At 72.5% G+C, this 15,185-nt stretch carries 13 protein-coding genes; 10 read left to right on the top strand and 3 right to left on the bottom strand.

Annotated elements, in window-relative coordinates:
* The first annotated feature begins 70 nt into the window (after window positions 1-70).
* The 5 genes from GL259_RS22940 to GL259_RS22920 all read left to right on the top strand — a co-directional run bounded on the left by GL259_RS22940 (window position 71) and on the right by GL259_RS22920 (window position 7,178).
* Entirely contained in the window at window positions 71-1,372 is a 1,302-nt protein-coding gene (locus tag GL259_RS22940; RefSeq protein ID WP_159535237.1) for a sensor domain-containing protein, read from the top strand.
* A gap of 104 nt (window positions 1,373-1,476) precedes the next feature.
* The gene (locus GL259_RS22935; RefSeq protein ID WP_159535236.1) at window positions 1,477-2,841 is read left to right on the top strand and encodes a sensor histidine kinase; all 1,365 of its coding nucleotides are present in this window, start codon (window positions 1,477-1,479) and stop codon (window positions 2,839-2,841) included.
* A gap of 373 nt (window positions 2,842-3,214) precedes the next feature.
* Window positions 3,215-3,874: a response regulator transcription factor gene (locus tag GL259_RS22930; protein ID WP_279578653.1), complete on the top strand. Its 660-nt coding sequence runs from the start codon at window positions 3,215-3,217 to the stop codon at window positions 3,872-3,874.
* Between the two features lie 321 nt (window positions 3,875-4,195).
* Window positions 4,196-6,127 carry a 2-oxoacid:acceptor oxidoreductase subunit alpha gene (locus tag GL259_RS22925; RefSeq protein WP_159535234.1) on the top strand — a complete coding sequence of 644 codons (1,932 nt, stop codon included), beginning with the start codon at window positions 4,196-4,198 and terminating at the stop codon, window positions 6,125-6,127.
* Window positions 6,120-7,178, top strand: a complete 1,059-nt coding sequence (locus GL259_RS22920) for a 2-oxoacid:ferredoxin oxidoreductase subunit beta (protein WP_159535233.1) — start codon at window positions 6,120-6,122, stop codon at window positions 7,176-7,178. Before GL259_RS22925 ends, GL259_RS22920 begins: the two co-directional genes overlap by 8 nt.
* 34 nt (window positions 7,179-7,212) lie before the next feature.
* Here the strand turns inward: GL259_RS22920 and GL259_RS22915 are convergent, their stop codons facing one another.
* Entirely contained in the window at window positions 7,213-7,593 is a 381-nt protein-coding gene (locus GL259_RS22915) for a helix-turn-helix domain-containing protein (protein WP_159535232.1), read from the bottom strand.
* A gap of 91 nt (window positions 7,594-7,684) precedes the next feature.
* On the opposite strand from GL259_RS22915, the gene GL259_RS22910 reads away from it, so the two are divergent.
* Together GL259_RS22910 and rarD are read left to right on the top strand one after the other, a co-directional pair.
* Window positions 7,685-8,539 carry an SDR family oxidoreductase gene (locus GL259_RS22910; protein WP_159535231.1) on the top strand — a complete coding sequence of 285 codons (855 nt, stop codon included), beginning with the start codon at window positions 7,685-7,687 and terminating at the stop codon, window positions 8,537-8,539.
* 169 nt (window positions 8,540-8,708) lie between these two features.
* Window positions 8,709-9,722 carry an EamA family transporter RarD gene (gene rarD / locus GL259_RS22905; protein ID WP_243762368.1) on the top strand — a complete coding sequence of 338 codons (1,014 nt, stop codon included), beginning with the start codon at window positions 8,709-8,711 and terminating at the stop codon, window positions 9,720-9,722.
* Window positions 9,723-9,782: 60 nt separating this feature from the next.
* Here rarD and GL259_RS22900 read toward each other — a convergent pair whose 3' ends face one another.
* On the bottom strand, window positions 9,783-10,406 hold the full coding sequence (locus GL259_RS22900; RefSeq protein ID WP_159535229.1) for an ABATE domain-containing protein: 624 nt from the start codon (window positions 10,404-10,406) through the stop codon (window positions 9,783-9,785).
* Window positions 10,407-10,427: 21 nt separating this feature from the next.
* Between GL259_RS22900 and GL259_RS22895 the strand changes: the two genes are divergently transcribed.
* On the top strand, window positions 10,428-10,901 hold the full coding sequence (locus tag GL259_RS22895; protein ID WP_159535228.1) for a VOC family protein: 474 nt from the start codon (window positions 10,428-10,430) through the stop codon (window positions 10,899-10,901).
* Window positions 10,902-10,949: 48 nt separating this feature from the next.
* Here GL259_RS22895 and GL259_RS22890 read toward each other — a convergent pair whose 3' ends face one another.
* Window positions 10,950-12,524 carry a tetratricopeptide repeat protein gene (locus tag GL259_RS22890; protein WP_159535227.1) on the bottom strand — a complete coding sequence of 525 codons (1,575 nt, stop codon included), beginning with the start codon at window positions 12,522-12,524 and terminating at the stop codon, window positions 10,950-10,952.
* Window positions 12,525-12,682: 158 nt separating this feature from the next.
* On the opposite strand from GL259_RS22890, the gene GL259_RS22885 reads away from it, so the two are divergent.
* The gene (locus tag GL259_RS22885) at window positions 12,683-13,189 is read left to right on the top strand and encodes a DUF6668 family protein (protein WP_159535226.1); all 507 of its coding nucleotides are present in this window, start codon (window positions 12,683-12,685) and stop codon (window positions 13,187-13,189) included.
* A 264-nt stretch (window positions 13,190-13,453) separates the two neighbouring features.
* Entirely contained in the window at window positions 13,454-15,151 is a 1,698-nt protein-coding gene (gene ctaD / locus GL259_RS22880; RefSeq protein WP_159535225.1) for a cytochrome c oxidase subunit I, read from the top strand.
* Window positions 15,152-15,185 lie beyond the last annotated feature (34 nt).

Genomic DNA, 15,185 nt, shown 5'->3' with positions numbered 1-15,185 from the left:
GGTTTTCCTCAGTGCATCGTGGCGGTCCCCCTCATGGCGCCGGCCCCCGGCTCCGGGCACGCTGATGCACATGACCGAACGACTCCTCTCCCCGGGCACGCCGGTGACGGCTCTCCCGGACCCGGCCAAGTCCGGCGATCGCCCGCCACCGCCTCGTTTCGCGTACGACGCGCACACCTGGAAGGAGATCGCCCACCTCCTGGCGAACCTGCCGGTGGCGCTGGTCGGCTTCGTCTATGTGGCGACCATGCTGTTCACGGGCGTCGGGCTGACCGTCACGGTGATCGGGTTCCCGGTGCTCGCGGCCGGGCTGATGGGCGCGCGGCTGCTGGGCAGGATGGAGCGGGCGCGGGCGAGGAAGCTGCTCGGGGTCCGGGTGGAGGAGCCGAGCCGGCTGCCGCGGCGCGGTGCCCGGGGGTTCTTGCCGCAGTTGTGGATGGCGGTGAAGGACCCGGTGGGCTGGCGCACGGTGCTGTACGAGGTCATACGCCTGCCCTGGGGCGTCCTGACCTTCACCGTCACGCTGACCGGTCTGTTCGTGCTGTGGCCGGTGCTGCCGTTCGTCGTGCGGGGCCTGGCCAACGCGGACCGGGTGATGGTGCGCGGTCTGCTGTCCCCCTCCGACGAGCTGGAGCGGCGCATCGCCGAGCTGGAGTCCGACCGGGGCGTGGTGGTCGACACGGCGGCGGCGGACCTGCGGCGCATCGAGCGCGACCTGCACGACGGGGCGCAGGCCCGGCTGGTGAACCTCGCCATGGGACTGGGGCTGGCCAAGGAGAAGCTGCTGGAGGATCCCGACTCGGCGGCGGTGATGGTCGAGGAGGCGCACGGCGAGGTGAAACTGGCCCTGCAGGAGCTGCGGGACCTGGCGCGCGGCATCCATCCCGCGGTGCTGACCGACCGGGGACTGGACGCGGCCCTGTCCTCGGTCGCCTCACGCTGCACGGTCCCGGTGAAGGTGACGGTCGACCTCGCCGAACGGCCGGCCGCCGCCATCGAGGGCATCGCGTACTTCACCGTCTCGGAGCTGCTGCAGAACGTCAGCAAGCACAGCGGGGCGCGCTCGGCGGCGGTCGACGTGTGGCGGTCGGAGGGCCGGCTGCTCATCCAGGTGTGGGACGACGGGCGCGGAGGCGCGAGTCTGGACGGCGGTACGGGGATGCGGGGCCTCGCCGACCGGCTGGGCGCGGTGGACGGTCTGTTCGTCGTGGAGTCGCCCGAGGGCGGTCCCACGACGGTCACGGCGGAGCTGCCGTGGCGGGACCGTTCCGACGCTCCCGCCGAGGACGCGCGGACGGCCGGGAAGGCGGCCGGGCGGGGGACCGAGGGAGCGGCCGGGGAAGCGGCCCCCCGCGGCCGGAGGTGGGGATAACCCCCGGACCAAGACTGCGACGGACTCCATGGTCCGCCGACCTGCGGCGCAGCAGGCTGGAGGTACGACAGCACAGCCGCCGGACGAGGAGAAGGACGACGCCGATGGCCACGCATTACGAACAGGGCTACGGGCTCGGCACGAGGCCAGGGCACTCCGGGAGCCCCGGGGAGCGGCGGCACCGGTTGCCGGCCGTGCTGCGGGCACCGGTCGAGGGGCGCACCTGGCGGGAGCTGGCATACGTGCTGCTGAGCCTGCCGATCAGCATTCTGCTGTTCACGTACGCGATCACGATGGTGTCGCTGGGGGCGGGCCTGCTGGTGACGTTCCTCGGCGTCCCGGTGCTGGCGGCGGCGCTCGCCGGCTGCCGGGGGTTCGGCACGGTGGAGCGGGCGCGGGCACGGGGGCTGCTGGGCCTGGAGGTGGCCGAGCCGGAGCCGCTGCGGATGAGGCGGCGGGGATTCATGGCGTGGATCGGTGCCGTGCTCAAGAGCGGCGCCTCGTGGCGGTCCCTGCTGTACGCGGTGCTGCGGCTGCCATGGGCGGTGTTCTCCTTCACCGTCGCGGTGACCGTCTGGTCGATCGGCTGGTCGCTGCTGACGTATCCGCTGTGGTTCTGGCTCTTCCCGATGTACGGCGGTCAGGGCGGGATGCAGCTGTACGGCGACGAGCAGCACCGGATCTACCTGGACAACCCGTTCGAGATCACGGTGACGGCGTTGGTGGGCCTGCTGTTCACCATCGCCACGCCGTGGATCGTCCGGGCGCTGACGATGGTGGACCGGGTGACGGTGCACGGGCTGCTCGGACCGTCCCGGCTGGCCACGCGGGTGGTGGAGCTGGAGTCGGACCGGGGGGTCGTGGTGGACACGGCCGCCGCCGATCTGCGGCGCATCGAGCGCGATCTGCACGACGGGGCGCAGGCCCGGCTGGTGGCGCTGGCCATGGATCTGGGACTGGCGAAGGAGAAGCTGCGGGAGGACCCGCAGGTCGCGGCGCGGATGGTGGACGAGGCGCACGGCGAGGTGAAGACGGCGCTGCAGGAGCTGCGGGACCTGGCGCGCGGCATCCACCCCGCGGTGCTGACCGACCGGGGACTGGACGCGGCCCTGTCGGCGGTCGCCTCGCGGTGCACGGTCCCGGTGCAGGTGGAGGTCGACCTGACGGAGCGGCCCGCGCCGGCCATCGAGGGCATCGCCTACTTCACGGTCTCCGAGCTGCTGCAGAACATCAGCAAGCACGCGCGGGCGACATGGGCGGCCGTGGAGGTGTGGCGGACGGAGAACCGGCTGATGCTGCAGGTCGTGGACAACGGCGTGGGCGGTGCCGATGTGTCCCCGGGTTCCGGGCTGGCCGGCCTGACGGAGCGGCTGGACGCGGTGGACGGGATCCTGGTGGTGGACTCCCCCGTCGGCGGCCCGACCCGGGTGACGGCGGAACTGCCGTGGCGGGCGGAGCGGACGCGGTGAGCGCGCACTGAGACCGGCGGTCGGCGCGACGGCGGGTGCGGGCGACGAGCCCGCACCCGCCCGTCCGCGCGCCGGTCGTGCGCGATGAGTGCCGTACGGGCCGGTCGTACGCGGTGGGGGTCTCGTGCGCCGGTCGTATGCGAGGGGTGTTGTGTGCGCCGGTCATGCGCGGTGGGCGTCGTATGCGCCGGTCATGCGCGGTGGGCGTCGTGTGCGGTGGAGGCGGACCGGTCGGCGCGCTGCGGCGACACCCTGATCGCGTTGCCCCGCAGCATCCCCCGCCGGATGCTGGAATGCTGGACCCGACGGCCGGGCCCGCCACGGGGGCGGGCACGGCGCGGGTCGTGGGGGGCCGAGGATCGTGGAGGACAGGGTGCGGGTGGTCATCGCCGAGGATTCGGTGCTGTTGCGGGAGGGCCTGACCCGACTGCTGACCGACCGGGGGCACGAGGTCGTGGCCGGTGTCGGCGACGGTGACGCGCTGATCAAGACCATCGCCGAGCTGGACGGGCAGGGTCTGCTCCCGGACGTGGTGGTGGCCGACGTGCGGATGCCGCCGACGCACACCGACGAGGGCGTGCGGGCCGCGGTGCAGCTGCGCAGGGACCATCCGGGCATCGGGGTGCTGGTGCTGTCGCAGTACGTGGAGGAGCGCTACGCCACGGAGCTGCTCGCCGGTTCCAGCCGCGGCGTCGGCTATCTGCTCAAGGACCGGGTAGCCGAAGTACGTGAGTTCGTGGACGCGGTGGTGCGCGTGGCCCGGGGCGGCACGGCCCTGGACCCGGAGGTGGTCGCACAGCTGCTGGGACGCAGCCGCAAGCAGGACGTGCTCGCGGGACTCACCCCGCGCGAGCGGGAGGTCCTGGGCCTGATGGCCGAGGGGCGGACGAACTCGGCGATCGCCAGGCAGCTGGTGGTGAGCGACGGTGCCGTCGAGAAGCACGTCAGCAACATCTTCCTGAAGCTGGGGCTGTCCCCGAGCGACGGCGATCACCGACGGGTGCTGGCCGTGCTCACCTATCTCAACTCCTGAGACCGGCCCCTGAGACGGGGACGCCCGCCGCGAGCACGCTCCCTCCGCAGCCCCGTACGGATGATCCGGTACCGGTGCCGCCGAACCGGAGCGGCCCCGGAGGGCGTCTCCGGGGAGAGAGGACCGAGGGTCTCTTACCGCGGGTAATCGGAGAAGAAGCAGAGGAAAAGACGGGACATGTCCGGGCGCCGGGGCATCTCAACCGCGTGTCCAATATGCGAATGACCCCGGGAAGGCGACCCTTGCGGACGTAGGGTTGATCCCAGGGAAGGTCTGCGGGAAGGCCGTCCCGGACAGCCGCCTCGAGGGAGGTCCAGTTCAGTGACCAACCAGGTCAGCAGCCCAGCGGAGCAGGCCGACGGAGCAGTCGTAGGAGAGCAGCGCAAAGCGGCGGGGGCGAAGGGTGTCCGTCGTCTGGACCGGGTGATCATCAGGTTCGCGGGGGATTCCGGTGACGGGATGCAGCTCACGGGGGACCGGTTCACCTCGGAGACCGCGTCGTTCGGCAATGATCTGTCGACGTTGCCGAATTTCCCGGCGGAGATCCGGGCGCCGGCCGGGACGCTGCCGGGGGTGTCGTCGTTCCAGCTGCATTTCGCCGATCATGACATCCTGACGCCGGGGGACGCGCCGGATGTGCTGGTGGCGATGAATCCGGCGGCGCTGCGGGCGAACCTCGCCGATCTGCCGCGGGGCGCGGAGGTGATCGTCAACACGGACGAGTTCACCCGGCGGGCGCTGCAGAAGGTCGGCTACGGCACCAGTCCGCTGGAGGACGGTTCGCTGGACGGTTATCAGGTGCATCCGGTGCCGCTGACGACGCTGACGGTGGAGGCGCTGAAGGGGTTCGGGCTGTCGCGCAAGGAGGCCGAGCGCAGCAAGAACATGTTCGCGCTGGGGCTGTTGTCGTGGATGTACCACCGGCCCACGGAGGGCACGGAGCGGTTCCTGCGGTCGAAGTTCGCGAAGAAGCCGGACATCGCGGCGGCGAACGTCGCGGCGTTCCGGGCGGGGTGGAACTTCGGGGAGACGACGGAGGACTTCGCGGTCTCCTACGAGGTGGCGCCGGCGGCGGCGGCGTTCCCGCCGGGCACCTACCGCAACATCTCCGGGAACCTGGCGCTGTCCTACGGGCTGGTCGCCGCGTCCCGGCAGGCGGACCTGCCGCTGTTCCTGGGCTCGTATCCGATCACTCCGGCGTCGGACATCCTGCACGAGCTGAGCCGGCACAAGAACTTCGGGGTGCGCACCTTCCAGGCCGAGGACGAGATCGCCGGGATCGGGGCGGCGCTGGGTGCGGCGTTCGGCGGGTCGCTGGCGGTGACCACCACCTCCGGGCCGGGGGTGGCGCTGAAGAGCGAGACGATCGGGCTGGCGGTGTCGCTGGAGCTGCCGCTGCTGGTGGTGGACATCCAGCGCGGCGGGCCCTCGACGGGGCTGCCGACCAAGACGGAGCAGGCGGATCTGCTGCAGGCGATGTACGGGCGCAACGGCGAGGCGCCGGTGCCGGTCGTCGCGCCGCGCACGCCGGCGGACTGCTTCGACGCGGTGCTGGAGGCGGCGCGGATCGCGCTGGTCTACCGCACCCCGGTCTTCCTGCTCTCCGACGGGTATCTGGCCAACGGCAGCGAGCCGTGGCGGATCCCGGACCTGCAGGAGCTGCCGGACCTGCGGGTGCGGTTCGCGCAGGGCCCCAACCACACCCGGGAGGACGGCGGTGAGGTGTTCTGGCCCTACAAGCGCGACCCGCGCACCCTGGCCCGCCCGTGGGCGATCCCGGGCACGCCGGGGCTGGAGCACCGCATCGGCGGGATCGAGAAGCAGGACGGCACCGGCAACATCTCCTACGACCCGGCCAACCACGATTTCATGGTCCGCACCCGGCAGGCCAAGGTCGACAACATCACCGTCCCGGACGTGGAGGTCGACGATCCGGACGGGGCGGCGCGGACGCTGGTGCTGGGCTGGGGCTCGACCTACGGGCCGATCACCGCGGCCGTGCGGCGCCTGCGCGGGCAGGGCGGCCGGATCGCGCAGGCGCACCTGCGGCACCTCAACCCCTTCCCCGCCAACCTCGGAAGGGTCCTCGAGAAGTACGACAAGGTGGTGGTCCCCGAGATGAACCTCGGCCAGCTCGCCACCCTCATCCGCGCGAAGTACCTGGTCGACGCCACCTCGTACACCCAGGTCAACGGCATGCCGTTCAAGGCGGAACAGCTCGCCGCGGCGCTGAAGGAGGCCATCGATGACTGACACCAACGCGCTGCTCCAGCTGGTGCCGAAGGCCGAGGGCAAGCAGTCCATGAAGGACTTCAAGTCCGATCAGGAGGTGCGCTGGTGCCCGGGCTGCGGTGACTACGCGGTGCTGGCGGCCGTGCAGGGCTTCATGCCCGAGCTCGGCCTGGCACGGGAGAACATCGTCTTCGTCTCCGGCATCGGGTGTTCCTCCCGCTTCCCGTACTACATGAACACCTACGGGATGCACTCCATCCACGGCCGCGCCCCCGCCATCGCCACCGGCCTGGCCGCCTCCCGCCGTGACCTGTCGGTGTGGGTGGTCACCGGCGACGGCGACGCGCTGTCCATCGGCGGCAACCACCTCATCCACGCCCTGCGCCGCAACGTCAACCTCAAGATCCTGCTGTTCAACAACCGGATCTACGGCCTGACCAAGGGCCAGTACTCGCCCACCTCCGAGGTCGGCAAGGTCACCAAGTCGACCCCGATGGGCTCGCTGGACGCCCCCTTCAACCCCGTCTCGCTGGCGCTGGGCGCGGAGGCGTCCTTCGTGGCCCGCACCGTCGACTCCGACCGCAAGCACCTCACCGAGGTGCTGCGGGCCGCCGCCGGCCACCCGGGCACCGCGCTGGTGGAGATCTACCAGAACTGCAACATCTTCAACGACGGCGCCTTCGAGGTGCTCAAGGACCGCCGGCAGGCCGAGGAGGCGGTGATCCGGCTGGAGCACGGCGAGCCGATCCGCTTCGGCGCCGACCGCTCCAGGGGCGTGGTGCGCGACCGGGCCACCGGCGAGCTGAGGGTGGTCACCGTCACCGCGGACAACGAGGCCGACGTCCTGGTCCACGACGCCCACGCCGCCTCCCCCACCACCGCCTTCGCCCTGTCCCGGCTGGCCGACCCCGACACCCTGCACCACACCCCCATCGGCGTGTTCCGCTCCGCCGGCCGGCCCGTCTACGACACCCTCATGGCCGACCAGCTCGACACCGCCGTCGAGCAGAACGGCAAGGGCGACCTCGCCGCGCTCCTGGCCGGCGGCGACACCTGGACCGTCGTGGGCTGAACCCCGCCGTGATCCAGCACGAGGCCCGGGCACCCTACGGTGTCCGGGCCTCGTCGTACGCCTGCCGGGCCGCGGTCACGTCGTCCATGCGCTTCTCGGTCCACCGCGCCAGGTCGCGCACCTGCTCGGCCGCCTCACGACCCAGTCCGGTGAGGGAGTAGTCGACGCGGGGCGGGATGACCGGCTTGGCGTCGCGGTGGACCAGGCCGTCGCGCTCCAGGGTCTGGAGGGTCTGGGCGAGCATCTTCTCGCTGACCCCGCCGATCGCCCGGCGCAGCTCGCTGAAGCGGTACGGCCGCTCGAGGAGCCGGATCAGCACGAGCACGCCCCAACGGCTGGTCACGTGCTCCAGGACCAGCCGGTACGGGCACATCGCCTCGCCGTCGCCCCTCCGGCCGCGCTCACTTACCGCCATGCCAGTACCTTACTTCAAAGTGGGTACTTTCCAAAAGTTAGCGTGCCCCCTAGGGTTAGTGGCATACCCACCCCACAAGGAGTCCTGAACCATGAGCATCGTCGTCACCGGAGCCACCGGAAAGCTCGGCCGTCACGTCGTGGAGCAGTTGCTGGAGAAGGTCCCGGCCGAGCAGGTCACCGCCGTGGTCCGCAGCGCGGAGAAGGCGGCCGACCTCGCGGCGCGCGGCGTGCGGATCGCCGTCGCCGACTACAACGCCCCCGAGAGCCTCGACGGCGTGTTCGCGGCCGGTGACAAGGTGCTGCTGATCTCCGGCAACGAGTTCGACAAGGGCCGGGTGCGGCAGCACACGGCCGTCATCGACGCCGCGAAGGCCGCCGGTGTCGCCCTGCTCGCCTACACCAGCGCCCCCGGCAGCCTGAGCGCCGCCCTCGCCGACGACCACCGCGGCACCGAGGAGGTGCTCCTGAACTCGGGCGTGCCGTACACGCTGCTGCGCAACGGCTGGTACCACGAGAACTACACCGAGAACCTCGCCCCGGTGCTGGAGCACCGCGCGGTCGTCGCCGCCGCCGGTGAGGGCCGGGTCTCCTCCGCCTCGCGGGCCGACTACGCGGCCGCCGCCGTCGCCGTGCTGACCGGTGAGGGGCACGAGAACACGACGTACGAGCTGGGCGGCGACGAGGCGTGGAGCTTCTCCGAGTACGCGGCCGAGCTGAGCCGGCAGACCGGCGAGGAGATCTCCTACCGGCCGGTCACGGCCGAGGCGCTCACCGGCATCCTGACCGGCGCCGGTCTGCCCGAGCCGCTGGCCGCCGTCTTCGCGGGCGTGGACGTCTCCATCGAGAAGGGCGAGCTGGTCGTCGACAGCGGTGATCTGTCCCGCCTGACCGGACGCCCCACCACCCCGCTCGCCGAGGCCGTCGCCGCCGCGCTCAAGGGCTGACCTCGGCCGATCGTCCCCGGGTCTCCCCCTCCCCCGCCCGTCATGACCGTATACCGGTACGGACATGACAGGCGGGGGTGTCCGGCGTTACCGTCGTCCGGCGGGCATCGCGCGCGTACGGTCCGGCACCGCGCGAGACAGGGCACGCGTCAGGCACGAAGGAGGACCCGTGACCGGGAAGTCGGCCGCAGAGCGGCGCACAGGACTGCTGAACGGCTTCGCGGCGTACGGGATGTGGGGGCTCGTTCCGCTGTTCTGGCCCCTGCTCAAGCCCGCGGGCGCCGTGGAGATCCTCGCCCACCGGATGGTCTGGTCGCTGTTCCTGGTGGGCGCCGCCCTGCTCGTCATACGCCGCTGGGCCTGGCTCGGCGAGCTGCTGCGGCAGCCGCGCCGCCTGGCCCTGGTCACGGTCGCCGCGGCGGTCATCACCGTCAACTGGGGCGTCTACATCTGGTCCGTGAACTCCGGGCACGTCGTCGAGGCCTCCCTCGGCTACTTCATCAACCCGCTGGTCACCATCGCGATGGGCGTGCTGCTGCTGAAGGAGCGGCTGCGGCCCGTCCAGTGGGCCGCGGTCGGGGTCGGTGCCTCGGCGGTGCTCGTGCTCACCGTCGGCTACGGCCGCCCGCCGTGGATCTCCCTCTGCCTCGCCTTCTCCTTCGCCACCTACGGACTGGTGAAGAAGAAGGTCAACCTCGGCGGCATCGAGTCGCTGGCCGCCGAGACCGCCATCCAGTTCCTGCCCGCCCTCGCCTATCTGCTGTGGCTGGGCGCGCAGGGCGACTCCACCTTCACCACCGAGGGCGCCGGGCACGCGGCGCTGCTCGCCGCGACCGGCATCGTCACCGCGCTCCCCCTGGTCTGCTTCGGCGCCGCCGCGATCCGCGTGCCCCTGTCCACCCTGGGGTTGCTCCAGTACCTGGCCCCGGTCTTCCAGTTCCTGCTGGGCATCCTCTACTTCAAGGAGGCCATGCCGCCCGAGCGCTGGGCCGGGTTCGCGCTGGTCTGGCTGGCGCTCACGCTGCTCACCTGGGACGCGCTGCGCACCGCCCGCCGGGCGGCCCGGGCGCTCGCCGACGGGACGAGCAGGACCAGGAGCAGGACCAGGACCGCCGTCAGGCGGGAGGCGGGCGTGACCGAGGCGGAGCCCGCGGGGCAGGAGACGGAGCCCGCGGGGCGCTGACCCAGCGGGCGCCGGCGGGCCCCAGCGGACCCGGGCGGACTCAAGCGGAGCCGAGCGCACTCAGGCGTCGCCCGGCGACCGGCGCGCCCGGTGCGCCCGCACCTTCGCCAGGTTCCCGCAGTGCTCCATCGCGCACCAGCGGCGACGGCCCGGGCGCGAGGTGTCGACGAAGAGCAGGCGGCAGTCGGGGGCGCCGCACTCGCGGATGCGGTGGGCGTACGGGCCGGTGAACAGGTCGATCGCGTCGCGCGCGACGGTCGACAGCAGCCGGGTGCCCGTGGCGCCGGGAGCCCAGGACCGGGTGCCGTCCGGCTCGATGCGGGAGACCAGCGGGGGCTCGGCGGCAGCGGCGTTGACGACGTCCAGGTGCTCAGGGCGGAGCGGGCGGCCGTGGGCGTGATCGGCGGTGAGCAGGAACAGGGTGTTCCGCAGGGTGCGCGCCCGCTCCAGCTCGGCCGCGTCGACGGTGAGGTCCAGCCCGTCCGCGAGGCGGCTGCGCCCGGCCCAGACCGCGAGGTCCGCGGGTTCGTGCAGCACCTCGTACCGCGCGAGGGCACCGGGCCCGCCGGTCGGCAGCAGTTCCAGGCACAGGGCTCCCGGGTCGAAGCGGTAGGGCTTCCCCTCGTGGGAGAGGAGAGTCAGACCGGGCCGATCGCCCGGCGTTTCCGTTGCACGCCCACTCATGTAACCACTATGACTGGTTACATGACGCAGACACCGGCAACACCCGCACCCGTGCACTGGAAGCTCGTCATCGACGCGGCCGACCCGCACGCGCAGGCCGACTTCTGGGCCGCCGCCCTCCGGTACACGGTCGAGGACCACAGCGCGCTCGTCGAAAAGCTCCTCGGTCTGGGCGCCGTACCGGCCGAGCTCACCACCGAGTCCCACGGCCGCCGCGCCTGGCGCGACCTGGCCGCGGTGCGGCACCCCGACGACCCCTACGAGGAGGAGAGCGGCACCGGGCTCGGGCGGCGGCTGCTGTTCCAGCGCGTGCCCGAGGCGAAGACGGCCAAGAACCGGCTCCACCTCGACCTGCACCCCGGCGCGGGAACCCGCGAGGAGGAGGTCGCACGGCTGGAGCGGCTCGGCGCGGAGGTGCTGCGGCGGGTGGACGAGCCGTCCGGGTCGTGGGTCGTGATGGCGGACCCGGAGGGCAACGAGTACTGCGTCCACTAGATCCACTGGGCCGGCCCCGCGCACGGTGCGGCGGGCGGGCCGCCGCGCTCAGTCCTGCCGGGCGCGGGCCCGTTCGGTCAGCCGGCCCATGCGGGCGCGGGCGGACTCCAGTTCCTCGATCTCGTCGGCGGCCGGCCCGTCCTCGGCGGTGAGCTCGGTCCACAGCCCGATCAGCTCGTGCCCGAGCTCCAGCCCGAGCCGGGCGTCGCGCACCGCGCGCCATGCGGTGGCCGCGCTGCGGACGTTGCCGTAGGCGGCCTCCGCGTCCCCGGTGCGGCGGTGGATTCCGGCGAGGTCGAGGGAGAGCCGGAAGGCGTGCAGCGGTTCTCCGGCCAGGTAGGCGATGTACGCGGTGAGTTCGCGCAGCCGGAGCACCTCCGGGTGCTCCGGCCCCAGCGTCGCCGAGGACTCCGTCACGGTCTGCCGGGCCAGTTGCGCGGCCGTGTCGAGCCGGCCCGCCCGGACGGCGTCGTTGATGCGGGCCATCGGCTCCGCCAGGAGGGCGGGGGTCGCCGCGTCACCGGGGGCGGTGAGCGGTTCGTCCCCGAGCACCGCCTCCGCCACGGCGTCGAAGCCGCGGGGCGGGGTGGGCTTGGGGTCCGGCCCGGCGTCGGGAACGGCCTCGGCGAACGGCGGCCCGGGGTGCCGGCGGCCGGCCGACGGCGCCGGGTCCGGAGTCCGGTCGGTACCGGCGGTTCGGCCGGTGAGGCTGGTGGGTTCGGTGAGACTGATGGGACCCGTGAGACCGACAGGACCGACAGGACCGGCAGACTCGGTGGAGCCGGTGGAGCCGGTGGGGCCGCTGGGTTCGGAGCGGAAGGCCGGGTTTCCGGGGTGACCGGCGGCCGGGGCGGGGTGGGGCCACGCGTCCATGGGCGGGGGCGGGCCGAACTCGCCCGTCGGTGGCGCCACCGTGCCGGGCGGCGCGGCCTCCGCCGGCGCGGGTACGGCCCGCAGGGGGAACGTCGGTGCGGAGTCCCCGGGAACCCGTGCCTCGGGTACGGATCGCAGCGGGAAAGTGGGAGTGGCGTCCCGCACGGGAGCCGGCTCCGGGCCCGCCCCGGACTCCACGTCCGCCCCGGGTCCCGGGGCCGTCCCGCGCTCCGGGGCCGCCTCCGGCTCCGGCACGGAGCGCAGGACGTGCGTCGGCCGGTCGGATCCCGGCCCCCGCACGGGCTCCCGGACCTGCGCCGGGACCTGTGCGGAACCTTGTGCCGGGACCTGCGCGGGACCCTGTGCCGGGACCTGCGCGGGACCCTGCCGTCGCCCCTCCCCCTGCTCTCCCCGCTCCTCCCGCGCCGGCCCGGCCGGAGCCGGCGGGGCCGTGAAGTGGCTGGAACCGTCCGGGTCGACCCGGAGCGGGAGGACGTAGCCGATGCGCTCGTCGTGGACGGTGGCGAGGACGGCGCGGCCGGAGGCGAGGGCGATGCGGTGGAGGTGGTTCAGCACCGCCTGCTGGATCTCCTCACCGGGAGCGGCGGTCACCGGCACTCCGCCGACCGACGCCCCGCCCGGATCCGCCCCGGCGGCGGGGACACGGACGTCGACCGGCACCGCCGCACGGTTCGCCGCACGGGCGGCCTGGTTGTGTTCCCGCTTCTTCCCGCGGCTGAGTCGCGCCATCGTTCCCTCATTCGGGTCGTACACCTACCGGCCAGTCTGTCCGCTCGGTCGCGTTTCTCACGTCACCGCGCTGTCACAGGCTCGTCCCAAGGACCGGCCACCGCGGTTCGCCGCTCGCCGGACGGCATGAAGATCGAGGCGGCGAGCAGGAGAGGGGCATGCGGACAGGGATGCGACAGGGGCCGGAGATCTGGATCCGGGGGCCGGTGGCGGTACCGGAGCCGGTTCCGCCGGAGCCGGCGCACCCCCGTGCGGCGGTCCGGCGCTTCTCCTGGGTCGGCGCGCACGGCGGCTCCGGGGTCTCCACGCTCGCCGCCGTCTACGGCGGGCACGACAGCGGCCGCGCCTGGCCCGGCCCCGGTGATCCGCGGTCGGTGCTGCTCGTCGCCCGGACGCACGCGGCCGGTCTGGACGCCGTGCTCCCGGCCGTGGAGGCGTTCCGGCGCGGCGAGGCCCCGCGGGGGCTCACCCTGGACGCCGTGGTGCTGGTGGCGGACGCGCCGGGGCGGTTGCCGCGTCCCCTCGCGCAGCGGATCCGGCTCGTCGAGTCGGTGATCGACGTGTACCGCGTGCCCTGGGTGCCCGAGTGGCGCCTGGGCGACCTGGGCGGCCGGCCGCCCCGCGAGACGGAGCCGCTGGCCCGTCTGACCGGCGCGGTGCGCTGAAGCACCGACGGCTCCGGCACCCGTCCCCCACGTCCGGGCGCTCCCTCCTCCACGTCCGGGCGCTCCCTCCCCCACCCCCGTACGCGCACCCACTCCACCCGTCCCGCGCCCGCACCCCCTGGTCAGCGGCCGTCCCGCCGCGCGAGGCGCCCGGACCGGCACCCCGATATTTATTTCTCTCGCGAACGAGATACCTTGGTGGAGGCCGGGTCCCGGTGCGCAGGCACCGCACGCCCGGAGGTCTCGCACGCATGGAGGATCGCCGTGGCCCTGCCCGCTCCGTCACCGCCCGCCCCCTCGCCCGAAGCGGCCGCTCCGGTGCGGCGCCGCAGGCCGGGCCGAGCCGTCGTCGGGTTCCTGACCACGACCGACCACAAGCGGATCGGCACCCTCTACCTGGTCACGTCGTTCGCGTTCTTCTGCGTCGGCGGCCTGATGGCGCTGCTGATGCGCGCCGAGCTGGCCCGGCCGGGCCTTCAGATGATCTCGAACGAGCAGTTCAACCAGGCGTTCACGATGCACGGCACCGTGATGCTGTTCATGTTCGCGACCCCGCTCTTCTCCGGCTTCGCCAACTGGATCATGCCGCTGCAGATCGGCGCGCCCGACGTGGCGTTCCCGCGGCTGAACATGTTCGCCTACTGGCTGTACCTGCTCGGCTCGCTGATCGCGCTCGGCGGTTTCCTCACCCCGGACGGCGCGGCAAGTTTCGGCTGGACCGCCTACACCCCGCTGTCGGACGCGGTCCGCTCGCCGGGGAGCGGCGGCGACATGTGGATCATGGGCCTGGCCATGCAGGGCTTCGGCACCATCCTGGGCGCGGTCAACCTCATCACCACGATCATCTGCATGCGCGCCCCGGGCATGACGATGTTCCGCATGCCGATCTTCACCTGGAACGTGCTGCTGACCAGCGTGCTGGTCCTGCTCGCCTTCCCGGTGCTGGCCGCCGCGCTCTTCGCGCTCGAGTTCGACCGGAAGTTCGGGGCCCACATCTTCGACCCCGCCAACGGCGGCGCGCTGCTGTGGCAGCACCTGTTCTGGTTCTTCGGCCACCCCGAGGTCTACATCCTGGCGCTGCCGTTCTTCGGCATCGTCAGCGAGGTCGTCCCGGTCTTCTCCCGCAAGCCGATCTTCGGCTACATGGGCCTGATCGGCGCCACCATCGCCATCGCCGGCCTCTCCGTCACGGTGTGGGCGCACCACATGTACGCCACCGGCGGTGTGCTGCTGCCGTTCTTCTCCTTCATGACCTTCCTGATCGCGATCCCGACCGGGGTGAAGTTCTTCAACTGGATCGGCACCATGTGGAAGGGCTCGCTGAGCTTCGAGACGCCGATGCTGTGGTCCCTGGGCTTCATGGTCACCTTCCTGTTCGGAGGTCTGACCGGTGTGCTCCTGGCCGCGCCGCCGCTGGACTTCCACGTCACGGACTCGTACTTCGTGGTGGCGCACTTCCACTACGTGGTCTTCGGCACGGTCGTGTTCGCGATGTTCGCCGGCTTCCACTTCTGGTGGCCGAAGTTCACCGGCAAGATGCTCGACGAGCGCCTGGGCAAGATCACCTTCTGGACGCTGTTCACCGGCTTCCACGGCACCTTCCTGGTCCAGCACTGGCTGGGTGCCGAGGGCATGCCCCGCCGGTACGCCGACTACCTGGCGGCCGACGGCTTCACCGCGCTGAACACCGTCTCCACGATCGCCTCGTTCCTGCTCGGCCTGTCGATCCTGCCGTTCTTCCACAACGTCTGGAAGACGGCCAGGTACGGCGAGCCGGTCGGCGTCGACGACCCCTGGGGCTGGGGCCGCTCCCTGGAGTGGGCGACCTCCTGCCCGCCCCCGCGGCACAACTTCGCCACGCTGCCGCGCATCCGGAGCGACTCGCCCGCCTTCGACCTGCACCACCCGCAGGTCGCCGCCGCCGACGAGGCCGAGCAGACGACCGCCTCCGGCCGGCGCTGAGCGGGCCGGCACCCTTCCCTCCGAACGTTCAGGA

The sequence above is a fragment of the Streptomyces sp. Tu 3180 genome (assembly GCF_009852415.1).
In the GTDB taxonomy this organism is placed as follows: Bacteria; Actinomycetota; Actinomycetes; order Streptomycetales; family Streptomycetaceae; genus Streptomyces.
This window is presented reverse-complemented; position numbering and strand designations above follow the sequence as displayed.